This window comes from Amycolatopsis umgeniensis, from assembly GCF_014205155.1.
GTDB lineage: Bacteria > Actinomycetota > Actinomycetes > Mycobacteriales > Pseudonocardiaceae > Amycolatopsis > Amycolatopsis umgeniensis.
Genome location: NZ_JACHMX010000001.1, coordinates 8,007,361 through 8,031,794, shown reverse-complemented (window position 1 = coordinate 8,031,794; position 24,434 = coordinate 8,007,361). Strand labels below are relative to the sequence as shown.

Annotated in this window: 19 protein-coding genes; 11 read left to right on the top strand and 8 right to left on the bottom strand. The window is 69.1% G+C overall.

The genetic code is table 11. The features are described from left to right. Nucleotides 1-63 precede the first annotated feature (63 nt). Complete coding sequence (locus tag HDA45_RS37065) at nucleotides 64-1,578, top strand: GGDEF domain-containing protein (RefSeq protein WP_184903381.1); 1,515 nt, start codon at nucleotides 64-66, stop codon at nucleotides 1,576-1,578. 61 nt (nucleotides 1,579-1,639) lie between these two features. On the opposite strand, the gene HDA45_RS37060 is transcribed toward HDA45_RS37065, so the two are convergent. Next, nucleotides 1,640-2,587, bottom strand: a complete 948-nt coding sequence (locus HDA45_RS37060; RefSeq protein ID WP_184903379.1) for a phosphatase PAP2 family protein — start codon at nucleotides 2,585-2,587, stop codon at nucleotides 1,640-1,642. Nucleotides 2,588-2,697: 110 nt separating this feature from the next. Here HDA45_RS37060 and HDA45_RS37055 point away from each other — a divergent pair, with 110 nt between their 5' ends. From HDA45_RS37055 to HDA45_RS37040, 4 genes are all read left to right on the top strand, one after another. Further along, nucleotides 2,698-3,390: a response regulator gene (locus tag HDA45_RS37055; RefSeq protein WP_184903377.1), complete on the top strand. Its 693-nt coding sequence runs from the start codon at nucleotides 2,698-2,700 to the stop codon at nucleotides 3,388-3,390. After that, entirely contained in the window at nucleotides 3,387-4,799 is a 1,413-nt protein-coding gene (locus tag HDA45_RS37050; protein WP_184903375.1) for a sensor histidine kinase, read from the top strand. Before HDA45_RS37055 ends, HDA45_RS37050 begins: the two co-directional genes overlap by 4 nt. Beyond that, on the top strand, nucleotides 4,796-5,293 hold the full coding sequence (locus HDA45_RS37045; protein WP_184903373.1) for a hypothetical protein: 498 nt from the start codon (nucleotides 4,796-4,798) through the stop codon (nucleotides 5,291-5,293). Before HDA45_RS37050 ends, HDA45_RS37045 begins: the two co-directional genes overlap by 4 nt. A 196-nt stretch (nucleotides 5,294-5,489) precedes the next feature. Then, a complete protein-coding gene (locus HDA45_RS37040) occupies nucleotides 5,490-6,161 on the top strand; it encodes a VldE C-terminal domain-containing protein (protein ID WP_184903371.1) in 672 nt (223 codons plus the stop codon). Here the strand turns inward: HDA45_RS37040 and rnhA are convergent. From rnhA to HDA45_RS37020, 4 genes are read right to left on the bottom strand one after another with little or no spacing between them, the layout of a single operon-like run. After that, nucleotides 6,158-6,646 (bottom strand): ribonuclease HI, encoded by a 489-nt coding sequence (gene rnhA, locus HDA45_RS37035; RefSeq protein WP_184903369.1) that lies wholly within the window; start codon nucleotides 6,644-6,646, stop codon nucleotides 6,158-6,160. The two genes, HDA45_RS37040 and rnhA, sit on opposite strands and share 4 nt — an antisense overlap. A gap of 26 nt (nucleotides 6,647-6,672) precedes the next feature. After that, nucleotides 6,673-7,863: a DNA polymerase IV gene (gene dinB / locus HDA45_RS37030; protein ID WP_184903366.1), complete on the bottom strand. Its 1,191-nt coding sequence runs from the start codon at nucleotides 7,861-7,863 to the stop codon at nucleotides 6,673-6,675. Between the two features lie 46 nt (nucleotides 7,864-7,909). Beyond that, complete coding sequence (locus tag HDA45_RS37025) at nucleotides 7,910-8,203, bottom strand: putative quinol monooxygenase (protein WP_184903364.1); 294 nt, start codon at nucleotides 8,201-8,203, stop codon at nucleotides 7,910-7,912. 25 nt (nucleotides 8,204-8,228) lie between these two features. Beyond that, a complete protein-coding gene (locus HDA45_RS37020; protein ID WP_184903362.1) occupies nucleotides 8,229-8,621 on the bottom strand; it encodes a DUF6010 family protein in 393 nt (130 codons plus the stop codon). A gap of 91 nt (nucleotides 8,622-8,712) precedes the next feature. Here HDA45_RS37020 and HDA45_RS37015 point away from each other — a divergent pair, with 91 nt between their 5' ends. Beyond that, nucleotides 8,713-9,651 carry a GlxA family transcriptional regulator gene (locus tag HDA45_RS37015; protein ID WP_184903360.1) on the top strand — a complete coding sequence of 313 codons (939 nt, stop codon included), beginning with the start codon at nucleotides 8,713-8,715 and terminating at the stop codon, nucleotides 9,649-9,651. Between the two features lie 24 nt (nucleotides 9,652-9,675). On the opposite strand, the gene HDA45_RS37010 is transcribed toward HDA45_RS37015, so the two are convergent. After that, entirely contained in the window at nucleotides 9,676-9,966 is a 291-nt protein-coding gene (locus HDA45_RS37010; protein WP_184903358.1) for a hypothetical protein, read from the bottom strand. 126 nt (nucleotides 9,967-10,092) lie between these two features. Between HDA45_RS37010 and HDA45_RS37005 the strand changes: the two genes are divergently transcribed. The 5 genes from HDA45_RS37005 (at nucleotide 10,093) to HDA45_RS36985 (ending at nucleotide 22,052) form a co-directional block, all read left to right on the top strand. Then, nucleotides 10,093-11,328: an MFS transporter gene (locus HDA45_RS37005; protein WP_184903356.1), complete on the top strand. Its 1,236-nt coding sequence runs from the start codon at nucleotides 10,093-10,095 to the stop codon at nucleotides 11,326-11,328. 323 nt (nucleotides 11,329-11,651) lie between these two features. After that, on the top strand, nucleotides 11,652-12,881 hold the full coding sequence (locus tag HDA45_RS37000) for a diguanylate cyclase (protein WP_184906428.1): 1,230 nt from the start codon (nucleotides 11,652-11,654) through the stop codon (nucleotides 12,879-12,881). 24 nt (nucleotides 12,882-12,905) lie between these two features. Then, complete coding sequence (locus HDA45_RS36995; RefSeq protein WP_184903354.1) at nucleotides 12,906-14,348, top strand: glycosyltransferase family 39 protein; 1,443 nt, start codon at nucleotides 12,906-12,908, stop codon at nucleotides 14,346-14,348. Nucleotides 14,349-14,435: 87 nt separating this feature from the next. Further along, nucleotides 14,436-15,659 (top strand): HNH endonuclease signature motif containing protein, encoded by a 1,224-nt coding sequence (locus HDA45_RS36990; RefSeq protein ID WP_343072229.1) that lies wholly within the window; start codon nucleotides 14,436-14,438, stop codon nucleotides 15,657-15,659. Between the two features lie 906 nt (nucleotides 15,660-16,565). Beyond that, the gene (locus tag HDA45_RS36985) at nucleotides 16,566-22,052 is read left to right on the top strand and encodes an ATP-binding protein (RefSeq protein ID WP_184903352.1); all 5,487 of its coding nucleotides are present in this window, start codon (nucleotides 16,566-16,568) and stop codon (nucleotides 22,050-22,052) included. 60 nt (nucleotides 22,053-22,112) lie between these two features. Here HDA45_RS36985 and HDA45_RS36980 read toward each other — a convergent pair whose 3' ends face one another. Both HDA45_RS36980 and ctaD read right to left on the bottom strand, forming a co-directional pair. Further along, complete coding sequence (locus HDA45_RS36980; RefSeq protein WP_184903350.1) at nucleotides 22,113-22,664, bottom strand: bifunctional nuclease family protein; 552 nt, start codon at nucleotides 22,662-22,664, stop codon at nucleotides 22,113-22,115. Nucleotides 22,665-22,674: 10 nt separating this feature from the next. Next, complete coding sequence (gene ctaD, locus HDA45_RS36975; protein ID WP_378317212.1) at nucleotides 22,675-24,369, bottom strand: aa3-type cytochrome oxidase subunit I; 1,695 nt, start codon at nucleotides 24,367-24,369, stop codon at nucleotides 22,675-22,677. Nucleotides 24,370-24,434: the final 65 nt, after the last annotated feature.

Sequence of the window (24,434 nt, the reverse complement as noted above, 5' to 3'; positions counted from 1 at the left end):
CGGTCCCCCTGTCACCCCCTTGCGGTTACCCAGCAAGATCGAAGCGGGTGCGGTGCGTAACGGATGGAGGTGGCCCCCGTCAGCGAGTTCGGCAAGCACGACCGTGACGTGGTCTCGGAGCGGCCGCCCGGTTCGCTCCGGGGTTTCGCCGACACAGTAGGCCTCGCCGCCGCCCGCGTCTGGCGGTTGCGTGGTCGCGCCTGGAACACCCTGCGGCATCCGGCGGGCTGGGAACTGTGGCGGCTGCCGCCCGCGGCGGTCTTCTGGATGCTCGGCACCGAGATCGCCGTCGCGGCTTGGGCGCTCTACAGCGGCTTCAAGGCCTCCGCCACGACCACGGACCTCGTCCGTTTCGGCGTGATCGCGGGCTGCACCATCTGGTACCTCGTCCAGACACAGCATCCGGAAGAACAACGCCGAGCCGACGACCGGCGCGGCGAGCACATCGACCAGACCGCCGTCTGGCTGGGCAGCGCGGCCGTCCTGCTGCCGCCCACCTACTCGCTCGCGCTGTTGCTGATGGTGCGCGTGCAGCGCTACTCCATCGCGCACAAGGCGATGACGACGTTCCTCTTCACCACCGCCGCGCACGCCGCGTCCATCCTCGGCGTGCACACGATCACCGAACTGACGTCACTGCACACCTGGCTCGAATCGGGCCTGCTCCCCCAGCGGGCGGGCGACATCGTGGTGGCCGCCGTCGCGCTGGTGGGCGCCGCGCTCTGGTACTTCGTGTCGCAGTCGCTCCTGATCAGTATCGCGCGCGGGCTGGCATGGGGCGGCTGGCGACGGCAGAAGCTGATCGGCAGCTGGGCCGACAACGCGGACTTCGTCTACGCGCTGCAGCTCGCCGCGTGCACCACGATCCTCGGCGCCGTCAACATCGCGCTGGTGCCACTGGTGATGATCGGCGTCGCGCTGCGCTCGACCCGGCTCTCGCAGGCCCTGGCGGACACGATCGCGCGCAGCCAGCGCGACCGGAAGACCGGCCTGCTGACCGAGGACTCCTTCCACGCCCCGGCGGCCCTGCGCCTGCTCGAAGACCAGACCGACCGTCGGCCGACGGCGTTCCTGATGCTGGACCTCGACCACTTCAAGCAGTGGAACGACAAGTACGGGCATTCCGGCGGCGACATCGTGCTCGGCTGCGTCAGCGCAGTCCTGCGGCAGAACACGCGGTCGGGCGACGTCGTCGGGCGGTGGGGTGGCGAGGAGTTCTCGGTACTGCTGCCGGACACCACCCGCGAGGAGGCGATGCGGATCGCCGAGCGGATCCGGGAGGCCGTCGCGAAGACCGCGATCACCGGTCTGACGGAACTCGCCAGCGGCCACGCCACCAACGAACCCCGCGCGGTGGGACCGATCCACGGCTGCACCGTGTCGATCGGCGTCGGGCTCTCGCCCGAGCACTCGACGGACTACGGGGAGCTCTTCCGCGCGGCGGACTCGGCCATGTACCAAGCGAAGCGGAGCGGACGGAACCGGGTGATGATGGCGCCCACCCTGGCCGCGGATCCCCCTTCGCCGCGGGCTCCGACGTCACCGTTGAGCCGGGCCGGGGACTCGCGCCGGGAGTGACCTGACCACTCACGACCCACTGGGCTGAAGGGCCCCTTCAGCCCGCCGCACTGGACCCCCGTCAGCGGCGGGTCACGAGGCGGGTCTCGAGCAGGTCGTCGACCACGCGGGTCTCCACGCCGGTCCGCCGTTCGAACGCGGATCCGCGCAGCGGCCACAGCGCGACCAACACGATCCCGACCGCGGCCAGCGCGGCCAGCACCAGCGCGGCGACGAACTGGGCGGCGCCTTCGGTCGCCGTGTTCAGGACCGCGAACCCGATCAGCACGATCCCGGTCGGCAGTACCGTGGCCAGTGCCACCAGGACGGCGGGTGTACGGCGCAGGTCCCGGCGCCGGGTGGTCAGCCAGGCGGCGAGAAGACAGGCGAACGACGCTCCCAGCAGGCAGGCGCCCGCCGTGTCGCTCAGCCGGTGCCAGCCCAGCGCGATGGTCGACGACGCGACCCAGGCGACGGCGACGGCGCCGATCCCGATGATCACCGGACGGAATCGTTGGGGCAGAACGAAAGCGAGGGCCATCAGGATCGCCATGGCGGCGCTGACGTGTCCGCTCGGGAGACTGTTGTGTCCTGGTCCGTAGCCGGCGTCGGGCAGGTCGGGGCGTTCGAGGACGTACAGCTTGAGCAGCTGCGCGGCGATGAGCGGGAGCGCGAGGACGCTCAGGGCGGGGACGAGCAGGCCCGGTTTGCGCCGCAGGAGCGCCAGTCCGATCAGCACGATGGCGGCGGTGCCGATCACGAGCACCATGTCCTGGTTCCGCAGCGGCCCGGCCCAGTCCATTGTGGACCACTGACCGGATTGCGCGCTGCGGACGACGCCGTTCTCCGCGAGCTGGCCCGCCGACGTGTGCACGAAGAGCACGTAGGTCACGATGAACGCGGCGGCCAGTCCCAGTCCGGTGGCGAGCTGGAACACGGCCCTGGACAGGGTGAGCCTGGTCTCGGCATGCCGTCCCGGCAGCGGACGGTGGGCGGGGGTCGGCTTCGCTTCGTGGGTGAGTACGGCCATGTGTCCCACTGTCCCCACGCCGTTTCGCCGTGAGGTCCGGACAATGTCATGGTTCTGCTACAAGATCGAGCCGAGTCGCACACAAGCGGCGACATCCGAATAATGGCGGCGTGGCAAGTGTCCTTTTGATCGAAGACGACGCGTCCGTCCGGGAGGGTCTGGAACTCGCGCTGCGCCGTCAGGCGCACACCGTCCACACCGCCGAGAGCGGTGAGCTCGGACTGGAGAAACTGCGGGTCTACCAGCCCGACATCGTCGTACTGGACCTGATGCTGCCCGGGATCGACGGCTTCGAGACCTGCCGCCGGATCCGCTCGGCGGGTGAGGTGCCGATCATCATGCTCACCGCCCGCAGCGACGACTTCGACATCGTGGCCGGCCTGGAGGCGGGAGCCGACGACTACGTGACCAAACCGATCGAACCCCGGGTGCTCGACGCCCGGATCCGGGCGGTGCTGCGGCGCGCGGTGAGCGAGAAGCCCGCGAGCGAGGAGGACCCGGCCGAGGAACGGCACGGCCGTCTGGTCATCGACAGGGCCGGGCTGGTGGTCACGAAGAACGGCGAGCCGGTCTCGCTCACGCCGACAGAGCTGAAACTGCTGCTGGAGCTTTCGCGCACGCCGGGGCAGGTCTACAGCCGCCAGCAGATCCTCTCCGCCGTCTGGGATCACGACTACCTCGGCGACTCCCGGCTGGTCGACGCCTGCATCCAGCGCTTGCGCGCGAAGATCGAAGACGTGCCCGCGAAACCCGACCACGTCCAGACCGTCCGCGGCTTCGGGTACCGGTTCGGCCGTTCATGAGGCTGCTCTCCGGGCTGCGTCCCCGGCTCATCCTGGCCTTCGCGGCGATGACGATCATCGGGGCGGCGGCCGCGGCGGGGGCCAGCTACGTTTCGGCCCGCAACACGATCCTCGAAGCGGTCCAGGACGCGGCGATGAACCAGCTGAAAGACCGGGTCAGCGCCTACAGCCGCCCTCTGTCCACCCCGCCGACTCAGGAGCAGCTCAACGACTTCGCGGGCAGCCTGCGGTTGACCGCCGTCGCCGTCTACCGGGACCAGCGCTCGGTCAACGGCCCGGATCTGACCACGTTCACACCCGAACTGCGGAAGACCGTCGCGGGCGACACCCGGATCCAGTTCCAGCGGCTGGACCGCGACGCCAAACCCGAGCTCCTGGTCGGCATGCCGGTACTGACGCGGCAGCCGGACGGGTCGATGAGGGCCAGCGGCGTCGAGGTGTACTCGCTCACCTCGCTCGTCCAGCAGCAGCAAGCCATCGAGGAACTCGCGAAAAAAGCCTGGCAGACCGCGGCGCTCGCACTGCCGCTCGCCGCCGCGCTGGCCCTGCTCGCCGCGCGGCAGGTGCTGCGGCCGGTCCGGGCGCTCAACACCGCCGCCGCCCAGCTCGGCGAGGGCAGGCTCGACGTCCGGCTGCCCGCCAAGGGGTCCGACGAACTAGCCGAACTGGTCACGACCTTCAACAACACCGCCGCCGAACTGGAGCGCACCGTCGGTGAGCTGAGGGCCATGGAAGCCGACGCACGCCGGTTCGTGGCGGACGTCTCGCACGAGCTCCGCACGCCGCTGGCGGCGATGAACGCGGTCACCGACGTCCTGGACGAGGACGCCGAAGCACTGCCGCCCGACACCGCGGTCGCGGCGCGGCTGGTCTCGGGTGAGACCCGCAGGCTGACCCGGCTCGTCCGGGACCTGGTCGAGATCTCCCGGTTCGACGCGGGCCGCGCCGAACTCGTCCTCGACGAATGGGATCTCGCGACGGCGATCCGGGACAGCCTCGACGCCCGCGGCTGGCGCGATGGCGAAGACCTGGTCGTCGACCTGCCGGAGGGCGTTCTCGCCCGGGTCGACCGGCGGCGGCTCGACCTGATCGTCGCCAATCTCGTCGGCAACGCGTTCCGGCACGGCGCGGCCCCGGTCGAGGCCCGTCTGCGCGCCGACGAGGAAGGCGTCACACTCGAAGTCGACGATCACGGGCCGGGGATCGACCCCGAGGTCCTGCCGCATGTGTTCGACCGGTTCACCAAGGCCGACACCGCGCGCGCCCGCTCCGAAGGCAGTGGGCTGGGCCTGGCGATCGCCCTGGAGAACGCCCGTCTGCACGGCGGCGACATCACGGCCGCCAACACCGGGCACGGCGCCCGGTTCGTCCTGCGCCTGCCGCATCTGGCCGAGGGAGGTCCGCGATGAGGAAGACGTGGCTTCTTCCCGCCCTCATGGCCCTGACGCTGGCGACGGCCTGCGGTGTCCAGCCGACCGGCGTCGTCCCGGCCGGACCGGGACCGTCGATCCGCGCCACCTCGGGGCCGGCGCTCGTCAACGGGCTGACCTTGTACTTCGTCTCCGAGGGCCGGGTCATTCCGGTGACCAGGCCCAGCGAGGGCTACATCTCCCCGGAAGGCGCGATCACGCTGCTGTTGAAGGGGCCGACGGAACGGGAAGCCGCCCAGGGGATCACCACATTCGTCCCGCCGGAACTGGGCCGGGTCAAGGTCTATCCTGGCGACCCGGCGAGCCTCGCGCTGCCGTTCTCCGTGCGCATATTGTCCGATCAGGCCATCAATCAGCTGGTCTGCACCGTGATCACGGCCTCGACGGCCAACAGCCGGACCCCACACTCCCCGGCGGTGAACGTGATCTCGCCGGGTGAGAACGTGCTCTTCCAATCCTGCAAAGCGGACTGAACTCGTCACTCACAGTGCTCATATAAAAGCACTTCTTGTGTCTGTACGGACGTGAGCCCCTTTTGGTTCAACGATCAAGGTAACTGTGGGCGAGCACACTCGGGCGTGACATTGCCGTGTCCATTTCGTAATGTTGCCCGGAGCTCGCGGCCCCCGACGCGAGCTCCCGTCCCCGAATTGGTGAGTGATCAGAGAAATGGCCGGCAGACATCGCAAGACCAACGCTCCGAAGTGGAAGCTCCCCGCGGGTATCGCGGCAGCGGTCGCCACGGCGCTCCCGGCGTCGATGTGGCTGACCACCGCGGGTTCCCCCGACGTCGAAGCGGCCAGTGCCGCGCTCGCGCTGCAGGCTCCCCCGGTCTCCAGCGTGACTCCCCCGCCGTCGACCAGCAGCACCCCGCCCTCCAGCTCGACGACCCCGCCCCCGTCGACCACCGCGGCTCCCCCGAAGCCGACGACGTCGACGAAGGCCCCCGCACCGGTCAAGAAGACCGTGCCCGCCGCGACGGCGTCGTGTTCGACCAGCCTCGCCGGCACCAAGCCGCACGTCGCCCAGGTCGGCAACCACGTCAAGGCGAAGTTCGGCGTCAAGACCGTCGGCGGCGTCGCCGGCCGCGCGAACGCCAGTGACCACCCCTCCGGCCTCGCGCTGGACTTCATGGTGGACACCGCAACCGGCAACGCGATCGCCGACTACATCCTGGCCAACCAGAAGGACTTCGGCGTCACGTACGTCATCTGGCGCCAGCGCTACAACGACGGCAGCGGCTGGGACACCATGGAGGACCGCGGCGGCGCGACCGCCAACCACATGGACCACGTCCACGTGTCGTTCTCCAAGAGCGCGAAGGTCAGCGTCAGCTGCTAACGACGCCGAGCGGACCGTTCGCCGGGCTGGACCACGGGTCGTCCCATGACCTCTTCCACGCCTTTGACGGCGAGCCGGTCCGCTCGCTCGTTCTCCGGATGCCCGGCGTGGCCCTTGACCCAATGCCATTCGACGTCGTGCCGTGAGGCGGCTTCGTCGAGGCGGCGCCACAGGTCGGCGTTCTTGACCGGTGTCTTGGCCGAGGTCATCCAGCCGTTGTTCTTCCAGTTCCGCACCCAGCTGGTGATGCCGTTCCGGACGTACGTGCTGTCGGTGTAGAGGTTCACCGTGACCCGGCGTTTGAGGCTTTCGAGCGCCTCGATGGGCGCCATCAGCTCCATCCGGTTGTTCGTGGTCGGCCCGGCGTCCCCGCCGTAGATCTCCTTCTCGACGTCGCCGTACCGCAGCACCGCTCCCCAGCCGCCGGGGCCGGGATTCCCGCTGCACGCGCCATCGGTGTAGATCTCGACCGCTGAATCCGCCACCGGGACACCCTAGCGACCGGACTGGGTCAGTCCGGCAGCAGTGGCACCCACGGTTCCTCGACCTGCCCGAGGTGCACCGCCCGCGTGATGGACTTCGAACCGAAGCGGTCCCGGACGGTGTCGAGGGTCGAATCGAGCGCGTCCCTCGGCTTCGCGTCGAACGGCAACGCCAGCTGGATCGCGTCGTCCTTCGACAGGTTCGTGAGCGCGAGGCCGATCAGGGTGAGCCCGCGTTCGTCGATCAGCGGTCTCGCCGTCGCGAGCAGGCCGCGTGCCGCCGCGACTATCGCGCCGGTCTGTTCGGTCGCCTCCAGCAGGGTGTGCGAACGCGTCGCCCTGGTGAAGTCGCCGAACCGCATCCGCAGGACGACCGTCCGGCACACCCGGTGCGCCGAGCGCAGTCGCCGGGCGAGGCGATCGGCCAGTGTCAGCAGCGTCGAGTCGAGTTCGGCGGGCGAGCGCGGCCTGCTCCCGAGCGCGCGCTGCGCCCCGATCGACCGGCGTCGGCGGCCTGTCCGCACCCGCCGCGGGTCGTCGTTGTGGGACAGGGCGTGCAGGTGGGTGCCGACGCCCCGGCCGAGCATCCGGACGAGTTCCTTCTCCCCGAACCCCTCCATCTGCCCGACCGTCGTCACGCCGCGCTCGCGGAGCTTCTGCGCCGTCACCTTGCCCACGCCCCACAGCCGCTCGACAGGCAGCGGATGCAGGAATTCCAGTTCCTTGTCGTGCGGCACGACCAGGAGACCATCGGGTTTCGCGACGCCGCTGGCCACCTTCGCGAGGAACTTGGTCCTGGCCACGCCGACGGTGATCGGCAGGCCGACCTGCTCCAGGACGTCCTTCCGCAGTTTCGCGGCGATCCGGCTCGGCGTGCCCGCGATCTTCAGCAGCCCGCCGACATCGAGGAAGGCCTCGTCGATCGAGATGCCCTCCACCAGCGGCGTCGTGTTGTCGAAGACCTCGAAGACCGCCTTGCTCGCCGCCGAGTACGCGCGCATCCGAGGCGGGACCACGATCGCGTCCGGGCACAGCCGCCGCGCCTGGCCGCCGCCCATCGCCGTGCGGACGCCGTACGCCTTGGCCTCGTAACTGGCCGCCAAGACGACACCGCCGCCGACGATGACCGGCCGCCCGCGCAGGCTCGGGTCGTCACGCTGCTCGACCGACGCGTAGAACGAGTCCAGGTCGGCGTGCAAGATGGGACCCTCGGTCGTCATAGAACATATGTTCACATCAATCGGCCCAACGGCCAAGCGCCCCGGCTCAGTCGAACGGCGGCCCGGAGCGGGAAACCTGGTGTTTGAAGACCTCCCCGCCCTGGATCTCGGCGGAATACGTCGGCGCGGGCGAGACCGCACGCCACGCGTTCAGCACCTCCTCCGACTCCCAGTACTCGAAGATGTTCACCCGGCCGCCTTCGAGCGTGTCGGCCGAGATCACCACGTCGAGACACCCGGGATGCGCCCGCGCCTTCTCCACGATCACCTGGTGGCCTTCGACGTACCGGTCCCGCTCCTCCGGATCGACGTACACCTTCCCCGCCACGATCACCGTCATTTCTTGCTCCCTTCGTCCGGTCGTTTCACCCGACCGACGAACGCGCCCGGCGGAAAACGACAGGCCCGCCCGCGAAACACCAGATCGCGATCACCGGATCGCAGATCGCGCAGCCGAACGAGGAATCGTCCAAGAACGGGATGATCGGCGCACCCTTGAGATGGTGCACGACGTCCCAAGCGGTGTGCAGCAGCCAGCCGATGCCGATGAACGTCCAGGACTCGAGGCCGCGGTAAGCCACGTACGCCATCACCGCGGTGAAGACCAACTCCCAGATCCCGAGTCCGCCTCCGCTCGCATACGCGGCTCCGGCGCCCGCCACCATGATCGCGTTGAAGCGGCGCCGATGCGGCTCGTGGATCAGCGACATCAGGACGACATAGACGAGGCCGACGAGGATCGGCGCGATGATCACCATGGCTCGACGCTAGAACCGCACCGCGTCCGCTCCCAGTGGCGTGAACGACGCCTTCCAACGGGATCTCGCCATCGGCGGGTAGGTTGCGGCCATGCACACCGTCGCCGTGCTCGCGTTGGACCAGGTGATCCCGTTCGACCTGTCGACACCCATCGAGGTCTTCACCAGGACACGGACGGCGGACGGCGGCGCGGGGTACCGGCTGCTCGTCTGCGCCGAACATCCGGACGTCGACGCCGGGCACTTCACCCTGCGCGCGCCGTGGGGGCTCGAGGCACTGCGCGAGGCCGACACGATCATCGTGCCCGGCACCGCCGAACCGGCCCGGCCGTTGCCGGAAGCCGTCCGCGACGCGCTCACCTCGGCCGCCGCGAGGGGCACGCGGATCGCCTCCATCTGCTCCGGCACGTTCGTCCTCGCCGCCGCGGGCCTGCTCGACGGCCTCCGTGCCACCACCCACTGGGTCGCCGCCGGCCTGCTCGCCGAGCTGTATCCGGCGGTGAAGGTCGACCCGGACGTGCTCTACGTCGACAACGGGCGGATCCTGACGTCGGCGGGCGCCGCCGCGGGACTGGATCTGTGCCTGCACCTGATCCGCCGCGATCACGGCTCCGCGATCGCGGCCGACGCGGCCCGCCTCTCGGTGATGGCGCTGGAACGGGAGGGCGGCCAAGCGCAGTTCATCGCGCCGCGGCATCCCCCGGCTCCCCGCGGCACGGCGCTGGAACCCACTTTGCTGTGGATACAGGAAAACCTGGCGCGCGATCTCAGCCTCACCGACATCGCCGCTCGCGCCGGGATGAGCACGCGCACGCTGATCCGGCATTTCCGCGAACAGACCGGGACGACACCGTTGCAGTGGCTGCACCGGGCGCGCGTCCGGCAGGCGCAGCATCTGCTGGAGACCACCCAGGACGCCGTCGAACGGATCAGCGCCGAGGTCGGTTTCGGTTCGCCCACCTCGTTCCGCGACCGGTTCAAGCGGACGACCGGCGTCAGCCCGGTCACCTATCGACGTGCTTTCCGTTGATGCGGCGGGGTATCCGGTTCTGGGTCAGGCGGCGAGCGGCACCGTGAGGTCCGAAGCCCGCACCCGGGCCTGTTCGGCGAACCGCCTTCGAGCGGCGACGACTCTGAGCCATCGTTCGGAGCGTTCCGCGTCCAGATCGGAGGTGGCGCGGGCGAGCACTTCGGCGGCGTGCGCGGCGGAATCGATCTCCGCTGCGGCGCCGAGGTAGTCGCCCACTTCGATCAGTTTGTAGGCGTGGCGCATCTCGGTCTGCGCGGTCGAGTAGATGGCGTAGGCGGCCAGGTTGTTCGCCAGCGGCCCCAGTGAATGCGACATCGGATTCTCCGTTCCGTCTCTTACTGACACGTCGAACGGATACCCCGCGGTTCGACAAGGCAGCGGATATTTTCGAACTTCTTCGGGGGTTGCGCAAAGTGGCCGCTTCACGACAGCCTGAAGCGCATGCCAGCCCGAGCGGCGTCGTTCCGCAGCGTGTTCGCTGTCGCCGAGTTCCGCCGGATCTGGCTCGCGCATCTGCTCTCGGTCGCGGGTGACCAGCTGGCCAGGGTCGCGCTCACGGTGCTGGTGTTCGACCGGACGTCGTCGGCGGGATGGGCTTCGGCGGCGTACGCGCTGACCTTCGTGCCCGATCTCCTCGGTGGTGCGCTCGGTGGCGTCGCGGACCGGTTCTCGCGACGCACCGTGATGGTGGTGACCGACGTCGGCCGCGCGGTCTTGATCGCGCTCATGGCCGTGCCCGGGCTGCCGCTGCCCGCCGCGGCCGCGCTGTTGTTCCTCGTGCAGCTCATGGCCGGGCCGTTCTACGCGGCACGCCAGGCGATGCTGCCGGATCTGCTCGATCCCGACAGGCTGGTCGTCGGTCAGGCCGTCATCTCGTCCACGTACCAAGCCGGGCTCGTGGTGGGTTTCGGCGCGGGCGCCGCCGTCGTCACCGGCCTCGGCGTGCCCGGCGCGCTGCTGATCGACGCGGGGACGTTCGCGCTGTCGGCGGTCATGCTCCGCTTCGGACTTTCGCGGTACCCGCCCTCGGCGCCGCGCCGGCACAAGCGTCCGTCGCTGATCGAGGGCTGCCGTCTCGTCGCCCGCGACCGCAAGCTGCGGTGGCTGCTGCTCATCGCCTGCTGCTGCGGTTTCTATGTGGTGCCCGAGGGCCTCGCCGTCCCTGTCGCCGCCGAACTGGGCGGCGCGGGCGCGCTGCCGTGGCTGCTGGCCGCGAACCCGGTCGGCTCGGTGCTCGGCGGGATCCTGCTGAGCCGGATCCCGCGGGAACGGCAGGTCCGGGTGCTGGGCGGGCTCGCGGTGGCGAGCAGCCTGGTGCTGATCCCGACCGGCTGGGCGCCGGGCCTGGTCACGATCGTCGTGCTGTGGACGATCTCGGGCGCGTTCTCCGCGCACGACATGATCACCCAGACGCAGTACAGCCTCGCCGCGCCGCCGGACCATCGCGGTCAGGTGATCGGGGTCGCGATCGCGGCGTTGCGGACGGCACAGGCGGTGGGGATCGCGGCCGCCGGGCTGCTGGCGCAGATCGTCGCGCCGACGACCGTGATCACCGTCGCGGCTGTCGCGGGCGTGGTGGTCGCCTGCGTCGCCGGGGCGGGCTGGTCACGGGCGGTGTCGTCCCGCCACGGGGATCCGGTCGGCGGGACGACATCCGTCGGTGAACACGGTTCTTGAAGCGATCGGCTCATCACGTCCAGTTGTTGTCGCGGCGGCTCGTCCAGTTGTTGTCACGCATGCTGTTCACCTCCCTCGAAATGGCGATCTATCCGGCAAAAAACTCACCAGTTGTTGTCCTGCATCGGTGCACCTCCCTCGTTTCGGTTGGGCTGTCCGGGGGATTTAGCGGCCGTGCCTCTCATCGTCGGAGACAACGCGGTCGTCGCCGTCCCGGTTCGATTACGGTGTAGATCACCGACGGAAGAGGGTGCGTGGACGGACGACTAGGCGGCGTGCGGCGACGGCTCGGGGCCTGGCACCTGTGGAGCCTGCCGCGACCTGTGCGTTCCTACGTCCTGGTCGTGAATCTCATCGCAGTCCTCTCGACCGCCGCCACGGCCCGGTTGGTCCCGGTCACCGGCACCGACCTGGTGCGGTTCGGCGTGCTGACGCTGTGCGCGGCCATCGCGATCGAGGGCACCCGGCAGATCGAACGCCAACGGGAGTACGACAGGGCCCCGTCGGTCGCCTACGTCGACACCAAGGCGGTCTGGAGCGTCGCCGCCGTCATCGCGCTGCCGCCGGTGCTCGCCGCCGCGATGGTCGTGGTGACCTACACCATCGCATGGCTGCGGATCTGGCCACACCAACGGCCGGTTCTCCCCCATCGGTGGATCTTTTCCGCCGCGACGGTGCTCTGCGGCACGCAAGCCGCCGTCGTCGTCCTCAGCCTCGGCATGCGCCACTACCCCGGCTCGCCCGACTCGGGGTTGCTCGCCGGGCTGGGCGACCTCGCCGTCATCATCGTGGCCGCGGCCCTGCGCTGGGCGATCAACACCGTGCTGGTGATGATCGCGATCGCGCTCTCGTCGCCGCCGAAGTCGATCGGCGAACTGTTCTCCGGCTTCGGCGACCAGATCCTCGAGGCGGGCGCGCTCGGCCTCGGCCTGGTGACGGCCGTCGTCCTCGTCCAGGCCAACCCGCTGGTGCTGGTCGGGGTCGTCATCGCGCTGGTGGCGCTGCACCGAGGGCTGCTGCTGACGCAGTACCGGCGCGACGCCCACACCGACGCCACCACCGGGCTCGTCACGAAACGCCGCTGGCGCCAACTGGCCGAAGAGCATCTGGGCCGGACACGCGCGGGCCGCAAACTCGGCGTGCTGTTCCTCGACCTCGACAACTTCAAGACGATCAACGACACCTACGGCCACCCCAACGGCGACCTCGTCCTGCGCGCCGTCGGAGACGCGCTGCGCGCCGAGATCCGCGAGCAGGACGTCTGCGGGCGGTGGGGCGGCGAGGAGTTCGCGATCGTCATCCCGGACGTCCACAGCGAGGAGACCCTCCGCCAGGTGGCCGAACGCATCCGGCACCAGGTGGCGGTGGTCGCGGTCGCGCTGCCCGATCGCGACACGGTGCTGACCGACCTGACCGTGTCGATCGGCGGCGCGCTGTACCCGGCAGCCAACATCACCAGCGTCGACGACCTCCTCGTCGCCACCGACAGCGCGCTCTACCGCGCGAAGCAAGGTGGCCGCAACAGGGTCGAACTGGCTCCGCCGACGCAGTAAGGTTGCCCCGTCTGGGGAGGCGCCGTGAAGCGATTCGCTTGGGGTCCGGTCGGTCTGGTCGTCGCCGCGCAGGTCTTGGTGCTGACCCTGGTGTCAGGACGCTACGGCTTCCACCGGGACGAGTTGTACTTCCTCGCCGCCGGCAAGCGGCTCGCGTGGGGCTATACCGATCAGCCGCCGCTGACGCCCTTGCTCGCGAGGCTCTCCACCGACCTCTTCGGCGCCACACCCTCCGGTATGCGCGTGGCCGCCACGTTGTGCGCGGCCGCGACCGTGGTCCTGCTGGCACTGGTGGCCCGCGAGTTCGGCGGAGGACGCGGCCCACAGGTCCTCACCGCCGCGATCACCGCGCTGGCGGCGTTCGTCGTGGTGAACGGGCACATGCTGTCGACGACCACCGTCGACGTACTGGTCTGGAGCGCGCTGGGCCTGGTGATCCTGCGCCTGCTCCGCACCGGCGACGGACGATGGTGGCTCGCGACCGGCGCCGTCATCGGGATCGGGATGGAGAACAAGTGGCTCGTCGTGCTGATGGTCGCCTCGATCGGGTTGGCGGTTCTCGCCGTCGGCCCGCGGACGGTGCTCTTCAGCGGCTGGCTCCCCGTCGGGCTCCTGCTCGCGCTGGCGCTGGCCTCACCCGGGCTGGTCTGGCAGATGGCCCACGACCTCCCGATGCTGAGCGTGGCTCACGGGATCAGCGTGGACGACGGCGCGGAGAACCGGATCCTGTTCGTGCCGATGCAACTGCTCTATCTCTCGCCCGTCGTCGTGCCGGTGTGGGTCGCCGGCGCGCTCCGGCTCTGGCGTGATCCCGAGCTACGCTGGGCCCGCTCGGTTGCCGTGGCCTATCCGGTGTTGTGCGTACTTTTGTTGCTACTGGGCGGAAAACCGTACTACTCGGCCCCGTTCCTGCTGCTGCTCGCGGCCGCCGGCGCGGAACCCTGCCTGCGCTGGCTCGACCGGACCTGGCGCCGTGCCATGGCCATCGTGCCGGCTGTCGTGGGCGCGGCCGTGTCACTCCTGGTCGGGCTGCCCCTGCTGCCGGTCTCCGCGCTGGGGCCGGTACTCGCGGTGAACAAGGAGCAAGGCGAGCAGGCGGGCTGGCCCGAGCTGACTTCGACGGTCACTCGGGTCTGGTCGGAAATCCCCGAGACGCAACGCTCGATCGCGGTGATCTTCACGCGGAATTACGGTCAGGCCGGCGCTTTGGAGTACTACGGCCTTCCCGCCGTGTACTCGGGGCATATGTCCTTTGCGGACTGGGGACCGCCTCCGAACAGTTCCTACGGTCCTGTCGTCGTGGTGGGTCCTCATCGTCCGGAGTGGTTCGCCGGTTGTCGCGAGATGGCGGTGCACGACAACGGTCTCGGGGTGGAGAACGAGGAGCAGGGAGTGAAGATTTCCTTGTGTACCGGGCCTTCTCGGCAGTGGTCTTCGTTGTGGCCCGAGCTGCGGCGCTTCTACTGAGGTTTCACTGTGCGTCGCCGGAAATCGGCGACCGGCATGGCGCCCGCGAGATCCGAAACTGTCGGTGGCCGGTTGTATGTTCGCCGGGTGGACACTTCTGAAGCCTTTGTGGCTCTCCTCAAGGAAATCCCCGACCCTCGCACGCTGGACGACAAGGACTGCGTTGCCCTGGCGCAGGCGGTATCGGCTGATATCGCACGATTGGAGGCGGTACGGTTCCGGGCCATCGCCCAGTTGTCGCGGCATCGCGAGGGCGCGCGAAGCGTCACACAGGAGGTCGCTTTTGCACTGTCCCTTGTGGACAACCACGCGGGCGCGATGGTCGCCACGGCTGAAGCGTTGACCTCCCGCCTGCCTCACACGCTGGGGTTGATGGACCAAGGGAAGGTCAGTGGCTTCGGGGCGATGAAGGTCGCCGCGGCGACCGCGTGGCTGTCGGACGAGAACGCGCTGGCCGCCGATGCGTTGCTGGAAGACCGGTTGGCGGACAAGAATTCCGAGCAGATCCGGAAGGCGGCGAGCCATGCGGCGAACACGGTGGATCCCGAGGGCGCCGACAAGCGTACCGAGCACCATCGCGAAGGGCGTCGTCTCACTGTGCGGCAGGGCGAGGCCGGGGTGGCGTCGATCGAGGTCGAGGACGGCCCCGTCGAGAAGGTCACCGCCGCCCATGTCCGGATCGATCGTGAAGCGAGGGCGCTGAAAACCGGCGGGGAGACCCGCACCTTGGATCAGCTGCGCGCCGACGTCGCCCTTGATCTCCTGCTGGGCGGGCAGGGCGGGAAGACCGAACGCGCCGAGGTGTTCCTCTACATGGACCTGTTCACCTATCTCGGTTCGAACGACGATCCGGCTGAGCTGGCCGGGCACGGTCACATCCCGTCGTCGTTGGCGCGGGAGATCGCGGCCGGGTCGGACACGGTGCTGCGGCGAATCATCACCGACCCGCTGTCGGGACAGGTACTGGATCTGGGCCGAGACCGGTACCGGCCGACAGCCGGGCAAAGCGAGTTCGTCCGGGTCCGGGACCGCGAATGCCGAAGACCGGGCTGTCATCGGCCCGCCCAAGCCTGCGATATCGACCACTCGGTGCCGTGGCAGTTCGGGGGTCACACCGACACTGACGATCTGATCGACCTGTGCCGCCGTGACCACCGGCTCAAAGATGAACCCGGCTGGATCTACCGGCTCACGTCCGACGGCGCCCTCACCATCACCACCCCGACCGGACAGACCTACGACAGCACACCGCCGCCGTTGCACGAACCTCGCCCGAAAACACCCCCGGTCGACGAACCGCCGCCTTTCTGAGCCGTTGCCGGGAAACGGCTATGGTTCCCGCGCGTCGGGAGATCTCCTCGTGGCGGTGGGCCTTCCCGACGAGCCGCTGCCAACCGAACTCGTTGCCGAAAACGGCCATTGCCACCCGCGCCACCAGCAGCCGCCACCGCCAGCAGCCGTCGCCGTCGCCACAGCGCCACAGCGCCACAGCGCCACAGCGCCACAGCGCCACAGCGCCACAGCGCCACAGCGAAGAGCCATCACCGTTCTGAGCCGTCGCCGCAAAACGGCCACGCCTCCAGCCCCGGGGCAGATCCCCTCAGCGCGGCAAGCCCGGCCAACGAGCCCGCCCCCGGCCCGTTTCCGGAAAACGGCCACCCCTCCCCCCGCAACCAAACACCCACACAACAGCTGCCTTCACCGCAAGACCGCGTAGTGCCACCGCCCCTCAGAGCCGTCGCCGCAAAACGACCACGCCTCCAGCCCCGAGCAGATCCCCATCGCGACCGGCCCCCGCCAACGAACCGGCACCGCCCCCACCGCTGCCGGAGAACGGCCACCCCTCCTTCGCGTAAGAACCACCAGAGAGACCCGACAGCCGCCGACGCTCAGGAGCCCCGCCCACCGGTCACGACAACCAGTGACAGCGCTCGCCACCCCTCCGACCCCGATGAAACCGGCGTGAACACCTGGTGACACCTCGCGAACCCGGCCGCGCACCTCAGCCCTCGATTGTCCACTTCATGACGTCATTCACCCCCTCGACTAGGTGTTCCAGGACACTTTTTGGCGGGTTCCTACAAGACCCGGCCCTCGGCATGCGTCACCGACGACATTCTCGTACCGGCCGGTAAGAGGCAGGCTGTATGACAGGTAGAGGGGACTGTCCCGCACGGGATGTCACCTGTTGTGCTGCGTACTTGGGAGGCTCAGTCGGTGTTCAGTCGTGTCGCCATCGTCAACCGCGGAGAAGCCGCGATGCGGCTCATCCACGCCGTCCGCGAGCTTTCGGCGGAGACCGGACAGCGGATCGAGACCGTCGCTCTCTACACGGATGCGGACCGGTCGGCGACGTTCGTGCGGGAAGCCGACCTCAGCCACAACCTGGGGCCCGCGTCGGCGCGTCCCTATCTGGACTTCGCCGTGCTGGAGCGGGCGCTGACCGAGACCGGGGCCGACGCGGCCTGGGTCGGTTGGGGCTTCGTGGCCGAGGATCCGGCCTTCGCCGAGCTGTGTGAGCGGCTGGGTGTCACCTTCATCGGCCCGAGCGCGGACGCGATGCGCCAGCTCGGCGACAAGATCGGCGCGAAACTGATCGCCGAAGAGGTCGGCGTGCCGGTGGCGCCGTGGAGCCGCGGCGCCGTCGCGGACCTCGACGCGGCCATCAAGGCGGCCGAGGAGATCGGCTATCCGCTGATGCTCAAGGCGACCGCCGGCGGTGGCGGCCGCGGTATCCGCGTCATCACCTCCGCCGACGAACTCGAGGACGCCTACGAGCGCACCAGTCTGGAGGCCGAGCGGGCCTTCGGCAGCGGCGTCGTGTTCCTGGAGCGCCTGGTCACCGGCGCCCGGCACGTCGAGGTCCAGGTCATCGCCGACGGCCAGGGCACCGCGTGGGCGCTCGGCGTCCGCGACTGTTCGGTGCAGCGCCGCAACCAGAAGATCATCGAGGAGTCCGCTTCCCCGGTGCTGAGCCCCGAGCAGGCCGACGAGCTCAAGCGGTCCGCCGAGCGGCTCGCGCTCGCGGTCGACTATCGCGGCGCCGGCACGGTCGAGTTCCTCTATCACCCCGGCGACAAGCTGTTCGCCTTCCTCGAGGTCAACACCCGCCTGCAGGTCGAACACCCGATCACCGAGCTGACCACCGGCATGGACCTGGTCAAGGCCCAGCTGCACGTCGCTTCCGGCGGCAAACTCGAAGGCCCCCAGCCCGCCGAGTTCGGTCACGCCGTCGAGGCGCGGCTCAACGCCGAGGACCCGGATCGCGACTTCGCGCCGTCGCCCGGCCGCATCGCGCGTCTGGACCTGCCCTCCGGACCCGGCATCCGTGTCGACACCGGGGTCAGCGAGGGCGACACGATCCCGGCCGACTTCGACTCGATGATCGCGAAGATCATCGCCTACGGCCGCGACCGCGACGAGGCGCTCGGCCGTCTGCGCCGCGCGATGGCGCAGACCACGGTCATCATCGAAGGCGGCGCGACCAACAAGAGTTTCGTCCTCGACCTGCTCGACCAGCCCGAGGTGATCGACGGCAGCGCCGACACCGGCTGGATCGACCGGGTCCGCGGCGAAGGCAAGCTGGTCACCCACCGTCATTCGGCGATCGCGCTCGCGGCCGCCGCGATCGAGGCCTACGAGGACGAGGAAGCCGTTGAGCGCCAGCGGCTTCTCTCCACCGCGCACGGTGGCCGCCCGCAGGTGCAGCACGAGAGCGGCCGTCCGCTCGACCTCAAGCTACGCGGCGCCGCGTACCGCGTGAGCGTGGCCAGGATCGGACACCGCAGGTTCCGCGTCGGCGTCTCCGCGGGCGGAGACATCCACCCCGCCGACGTCGAGGTCGACCGGTTCGACGAGCACACCGGCCAGATCACCGTCAACGGCACCCGGTTCCGCCTGGTCACCGGCACGCACGGGCCGATCCACCTGGTCGAGGTCGACGGCGTCACCCACCGCATCAGCCGCGACGAGGGCGGCGTCGTCCGCTCCCCCGCGCCCGCGCTCGTCGTCGCGACGCCGCTCGAGGTCGGCGCGGAGGTCGAGGCGGGCGCACCCGTGCTGGTGTTGGAGAGCATGAAGATGGAGACGGTGCTTCGCGCGCCGTTCCGCGCGAAGCTGCGTGAGTGCGTCGTCTCGGTCGGCAGCCAGGTCGAGACCGGCGCTCCCCTGCTGCGGCTCGAGCCACTGGCCGACGGAGACGAAGAGGCCGCCGAGGACACCGGCAGCGTCGAGATCGAGCTGCCCGTCGAACCGGACGGCGCGTCGGCGACGCAGAGGATCACGCGGGGGCAGCAGGATCTGCGCAGCCTCCTGCTCGGCTTCGACGTCGACCCGCACGACGAGCGCCGCACACTCAGCGCCTATCTGGCCGCCCGCGACGAGGTGGAGGCCAACGGCGACCGCCCGTTGGAGGGTGAGGTCGAACTGCTGACCGTGTTCGCCGACCTCTCCGAGCTGATCCGCAACAAGCCGGCGCGCGAAGAGGCCAAGACGGACACCCGGGTGCACAGCGCCCGCGAGTTCTTCCACACGTACCTGCAGAGCCTCGACGTGGAACGCGCCGGACTGTCGGAGTCGTTCCAGAACAAGCTCAAGAAGGTACTGGCGCACTACGGCATCGACGATCTGGAGCGGACGCCGGAGCTGGAGGAGGCGGTTTTCCGTATCTTCCTCGCCCAGCAGCGGACCGCTTCCGACGTCGCGATCGTCACCGCGCTGCTGCGGCAGTGGCTCACCGAGGCGCAGCCGTTCGAGTCGATGCGCGAACCGGCGGGCAAGGCGCTGGAACAGCTCATCGCCGCGACCCAGCTCCGCTTCCCGGTGGTCAGCGACCTCGCGCGCAGCGTGGTGTTCCGCTGGTTCGCCCAGCCGCTGCTCCGCCGCACCCGCGCCGAGGTCTACAGCGAGGTCCGCAAGCATCTGCGCCACCTCGACAGGCACCCGGATTCGCCGGACCGCGCCGAGCGGATCGCGAGCATGCTGGCCAGCGCGCAACCGCTGGTGCGCCTGCTCGGACAGCGGATCGGTCGTCCCGGCACCGATCACACCCCGCTGCTCGAAGTACTGAGCCGCCGCTACTACGGCAACCGCGCGCTCACCGGCGTCGGCCAGGTCACCGTCGGCGGCTGCACCTTCGTCACCGGTGACTACACCGACGAGGACGAGCGGTTCCACATGGCCACCACCGCCGTCGACCGCGCCGGGCTGCCCGGGGCGATCAAGGCTGTCGCCGATCTCGCCGCCGGGCTGCCCGCCGACAGCGATGTCGAGGCCGATCTCTATCTGACCTGGGACGACGAGTCGGCCGACGACGACGTGATGGCGGCAGGGCTGCGTGAGGTCCTCACGGCCGAGTCGCTGCCGAGCCGGATCCGGCGCATCACCACCACGGTCGCCGGGCACAGCGGCGCGGTGATGCACCACCACTTCACCTTCCGCCCGTCCTCGACAGGCTTCAGCGAGGAGCGGCTGATCCGCGGTCTCCACCCGCTGATCGCCCAGCGGATGCAGTTGCAGCGGCTGGCGAACTTCGACCTGACGCGGCTGCCGTCCGGCGACGAGGACGTCTACCTGTTCAAGTGTGTCGCGCCGATGAACCCGTCGGACCAGCGGCTGGTCGCGCTCGCCCAGGTCCGTGACCTGACCCCGTTGCGGGACAACGACGGCAAACTGCTGGCCCTGCCCGCGGTCGAGGGCACGCTCGCGGGCTGCCTCGACGCGATCCGCGAAGTACAGGCGAAGCTTCCGCCGAAGAAGCGCTTCGACACCAACCGGATCATGCTGTACGTGTGGCCGACCAGTGAACTCACCGGCGAGGAGCTGAACACGGTCGCGCAGCGCGTGCAGCCGTCGACGGCGGGCGCGGGTCTCGAAGAGGTCCAGTTCCTCGGCAGGCAGCGCGACCGAGTGACCGGTGACGTAGCCGAGGTCGCCGTGCGGATTGGCTACGACGTCAGCGGCGGCGTGCAGATGTCGCTGTCCGAGCCCACGACCGAGCCGATCCTCCCGCTCGACGACTACCACCAGAACGTCCTGCGGGCCCGCCGTCGCGACACGGTGTACCCGTACGAGCTGACCAAGATGCTCGGTTCGTTCACCGAGTACGACATGGATGACAGCAACACGCTCGTCCCGGTCGACCGGAAGAAGGGGCGCAACACGGCGGCGATCGTCGCCGGTGTGGTGACCACGCCGACCGAGCGTCACCCGGAGGGCGTCAAACGCGTCGTGCTGCTGGGAGACCCGACGAAGGCTCTCGGCGCGCTTTCGGAGCCGGAGTGCTCGCGGGTGATCGCGGCACTGGACCTCGCCGAGCGGCTGCGGGTCCCGCTGGAGTGGTACGCGCTCTCGGCGGGCGCCCGGATCTCGATGGAGTCCGGTACCGAGAACATGGACTGGGTCGCGGCCGCGCTCAAGCGGATCGTGCACTTCACCCAGGACGGCGGCGAGATCAACATCGTCGTGGCCGGGATCAACGTCGGCGCCCAGCCGTACTGGAACGCCGAAGCGACGATGCTCATGCACACCAAGGGAATCCTGGTGATGACGCCGGATTCCGCGATGGTGCTGACCGGCAAGCAGTCACTCGACTTCTCCGGTGGCGTCTCGGCCGAGGACAACTTCGGCATCGGCGGCTACGACCGGGTCATGGGCCCGAACGGGCAGGCGCAGTACTGGGCGCCGAACCTCGCCGCGGCCCGCGACGTGCTGATGTCGCACTACGACCACACTTACGTGGCGCCGGACGAGACCGGCCCGCGCAAGGCGGTCACGAACGACCCGATCGACAGGGACGTCTCGCCGTTCCCGCACGCGGCCGTCGACAGCGACTTCACCACGGTCGGCCAAATCTTCTCGCGGGAAGCCAACCCGGACCGCAAAAAGCCGTTCGACATCCGCACCGTGATGCGCGCGCTGTCCGACCAGGACCACCCGGTGCTGGAGCGCTGGCCGGGCATGGCCGACGCGGAGACCGCGGCCGTCCAGGACGTGCACCTCGGCGGGCGTCCGGTGTGCCTGCTCGGCATCGAGTCGCGTTCGGTGCCCCGCCGCGGGTTCCCTCCCACCGACGGCCCGGACACCTACACCGCGGGCACGCTGTTCCCGCGTTCGTCGAAGAAGGCCGCACGGGCGATCAACGCGGCCAGCGGCAACCGGCCGCTGGTGGTGCTGGCGAACCTGTCCGGCTTCGACGGTTCGCCGGAGTCGATGCGGAAGCTGCAGCTGGAGTACGGCGCGGAGATCGGCCGGGCGATCGTCAACTTCGAGGGCCCGATCGTGTTCACGGTGATCTCGCGGTATCACGGCGGCGCGTTCGTGGTCTTCTCGAAGGCCCTGAACCCGAACATGACGGTGCTGGCGCTGGAAGGCTCGTTCGCTTCGGTGCTCGGCGGCGCGCCCGCCGCGGCGGTCGTGTTCGCCGGTGAGGTCAACGCGCGGACCGCGGCGGATCAGCGGGTGCGGTCGCTGTCGGAGAAGCTCAGCGGGGCGACCGGTGCCGAACGGGCCGCGCTGGCCGCGGAGCTGGCCGAGGTCCGGTCGTCGGTGCGGGCCGAGAAGCTGGGCGCGGTCGCGTCCGAGTTCGACGGTGTGCACAGCATCGAGCGCGCGGTGAAGGTCGGTTCGGTGGACGCGATCATCAGCGCGGCCGAGATGCGGCCGCGCATCATCGAGGCGATCGAGCGGGGTCTCGCGAAGCAGTAACCTGCCGAAGGTCCGTGAAGGCCTCCTTCCCTACCCTCAGGGTGGTGAAGGGGGCCTTCACTACTTCGGCGGGCCGGAGGGCGGTTCGGGCGGCAGGTCCCCGAAGTCCTCGGGCACGATCTTGTCCAGCGCGGCCCGGAACTCCTCCACCTCCCGTTCCTGCGCGACCGGATCCGACGGCACCGACGGCAGTTCCGCGTCGGGCCCGGACCCGACGATCTCGACCCGCACCGAAGCGACTTCCAGTACCGAGTCCGCCACCTTGATCACCACCCCGGCGCGCAAGCCGATCGCGACCGCGTCGCTCGGCCGGGCCGAGACGCGGATGCCGGAATCGAGTACCAGGTCGGCGAAGAAGATGCCGTCGCGCAGCGCGGTGACCTCGACCCCGGTGACCCGGTGCCCGAAGGACTCGACCACCTGGCCGATCAGTTCTATCGTGCCGGGGCGGGGCAGCCGGATCTTCTCCTGCGCGAGCGCCACCGCGCTCGCCTCGGGGCCGCCGATCGTGATCGCCAGCCAGCGGCGTTCGCCCTCCCGCTCCCGCAGCAACATCACCGGTGCCGCTTCCGGAGCCAGCACTGCCATCCCCTCGACGTCCATCGGGATCATGCGCGGTACCTCATTCCTTCGGTCGGCTCGAGTGCCCCTCGGCGCGCAGCCGCGGGACCATGTGGGGGTAGTGGAGTTCGAACGCCGGCCGTTCGGACCGGATTCTCGGCAGATCGAGGAAGTTGTGCCGGGGAGGCGGACAGGTCGTCGCCCATTCCAGGGAGTTCCCGTGTCCCCACGGGTCGTCGACTTCGACCACCTCCCCGAACCGGTAGCTGCGAACGACGTTCCAGAGGAACGGCAGCACCGAAGCACCCAGCAGGAACGCACCGATCGTGGAAATCGTGTTGAGCGTGGTGAATCCGTCCGAGGTGAGGTAGTCGGCGTAGCGGCGCGGCATACCTTCGTCACCGAGCCAGTGCTGGACGAGGAAAGTGGTGTGGAAGCCGAGGAACGTGGTCCAGAAGTGCCATTTCGCGAGCCGCTCGTCGAGCATCCGGCCGGTCATCTTGGGGAACCAGAAGTAGATCCCGGCGAAGGTGGCGAACACGATCGTGCCGAACAGCACGTAGTGGAAATGCGCGACCACGAAATAGCTGTCGTGCACATGGAAGTCCAGCGGCGGGGAGGCGAGGATGATCCCGGTCAGCCCGCCGAGCAGGAACGTCACCATGAACCCGACCGACCACAGCATCGGCGACTCGAAGGTCAGCTGTCCCTTCCACATCGTGCCGATCCAGTTGAAGAACTTGATCCCGGTCGGCACCGCGATGAGGAAAGTCATGACCGAGAAGAACGGCAGCAGGACGGCGCCGGTGGCGAACATGTGATGCGCCCAGACCGCGATCGACAACGCGGTGATCGCGATCGTCGCGAACACCATGGTCCGGTAGCCGAACAACGGTTTCCGGCTGAACACCGGCACGATCTCGGTCACGATGCCGAAATACGGCAACGCGACGATGTAGACCTCGGGATGACCGAAGAACCAGAACAGGTGCTGCCACAGGATCACCCCGCCGTTGGCCGGGTCGAAGACGTGCGCGCCCAGCCGTCTGTCGGCTTCCAGCGCGAACAGCGCGGCGGTGAGGATCGGGAAGGCGATGAGGATCAGGATCGTGGTGAAGAGGATGTTCCAGGTGAACAACGGCATTCGCCACATGGTCATCCCGGGCCCGCGCAGGCAGAGGATCGTCGTGATCATGTTGACCGCGCCGAGGATCGTCCCCAGCCCGGACACGATCAGCCCCATGATCCACAGATCGGCGCCCACTCCCGGCGCGTGCGCTGCGGCCGAAAGCGGGGTGTACGCCGTCCAGCCGAAGTCGGGGGCGCCGCCCGGCGTGACGAACGAGGCGAGCGTCATCGTGCCGCCGAAGAGGTACAGCCAGTACGAGAACGCGTTCAGCCGGGGGAAAGCGACGTCGGGCGAACCGATCTGCAACGGGAGGATGTAGTTGGCGAAGGCGAACAAGTTCGGTGTCGCGTACAGCAGCAGCATGATCGTGCCGTGCATGGTGAACAGCTGGTTGTACTGCTCCTGGGAAAGGAACTGCAGTCCCGGCCTGCCGAGTTCGCCGCGCATCAGCAACGCCATGAATCCACCGGCGAGGAAGAAGAGCATCGAGGTGCCGAGATAGAGCAGGCCGATCGTCTTGTGGTCGGTGGTGCGGACGACGTTGAGGAATACAGAGCCTTTGGGGGCGTGAGGCCGCCCGCCGAAGCGGATGACCTCCGGTCGGGGCGATGTCTTCACTGTGGTCACGGCGACTCCCAGCACGACGACACACCTTCTGAAAGCTGGTACCCCTCCAGGAGAGTCCCTACACG

Excerpts from the sequence above, each read along its gene's own strand:
- HDA45_RS37050 (WP_184903375.1), top strand. The coding sequence starts at position 3,387 with ATGAGGCTGCTCTCCGGGCTGCGTCCCCGGCTCATCCTGGCCTTCGCG.
- HDA45_RS37065 (WP_184903381.1), top strand. The coding sequence starts at position 64 with ATGGAGGTGGCCCCCGTCAGCGAGTTCGGCAAGCACGACCGTGACGTG.
- HDA45_RS36980 (WP_184903350.1), bottom strand. The coding sequence starts at position 22,664 with ATGATCCCGATGGACGTCGAGGGGATGGCAGTGCTGGCTCCGGAAGCG.
- HDA45_RS37060 (WP_184903379.1), bottom strand. The coding sequence starts at position 2,587 with ATGGCCGTACTCACCCACGAAGCGAAGCCGACCCCCGCCCACCGTCCG.
- HDA45_RS37045 (WP_184903373.1), top strand. The coding sequence starts at position 4,796 with ATGAGGAAGACGTGGCTTCTTCCCGCCCTCATGGCCCTGACGCTGGCG.
- HDA45_RS37015 (WP_184903360.1), top strand. The coding sequence starts at position 8,713 with ATGCACACCGTCGCCGTGCTCGCGTTGGACCAGGTGATCCCGTTCGAC.
- HDA45_RS37040 (WP_184903371.1), top strand. The coding sequence starts at position 5,490 with ATGGCCGGCAGACATCGCAAGACCAACGCTCCGAAGTGGAAGCTCCCC.
- dinB (WP_184903366.1), bottom strand. The coding sequence starts at position 7,863 with ATGACGACCGAGGGTCCCATCTTGCACGCCGACCTGGACTCGTTCTAC.
- HDA45_RS37025 (WP_184903364.1), bottom strand. The coding sequence starts at position 8,203 with ATGACGGTGATCGTGGCGGGGAAGGTGTACGTCGATCCGGAGGAGCGG.
- HDA45_RS37020 (WP_184903362.1), bottom strand. The coding sequence starts at position 8,621 with ATGGTGATCATCGCGCCGATCCTCGTCGGCCTCGTCTATGTCGTCCTG.
- HDA45_RS37010 (WP_184903358.1), bottom strand. The coding sequence starts at position 9,966 with ATGTCGCATTCACTGGGGCCGCTGGCGAACAACCTGGCCGCCTACGCC.
- HDA45_RS37005 (WP_184903356.1), top strand. The coding sequence starts at position 10,093 with ATGCCAGCCCGAGCGGCGTCGTTCCGCAGCGTGTTCGCTGTCGCCGAG.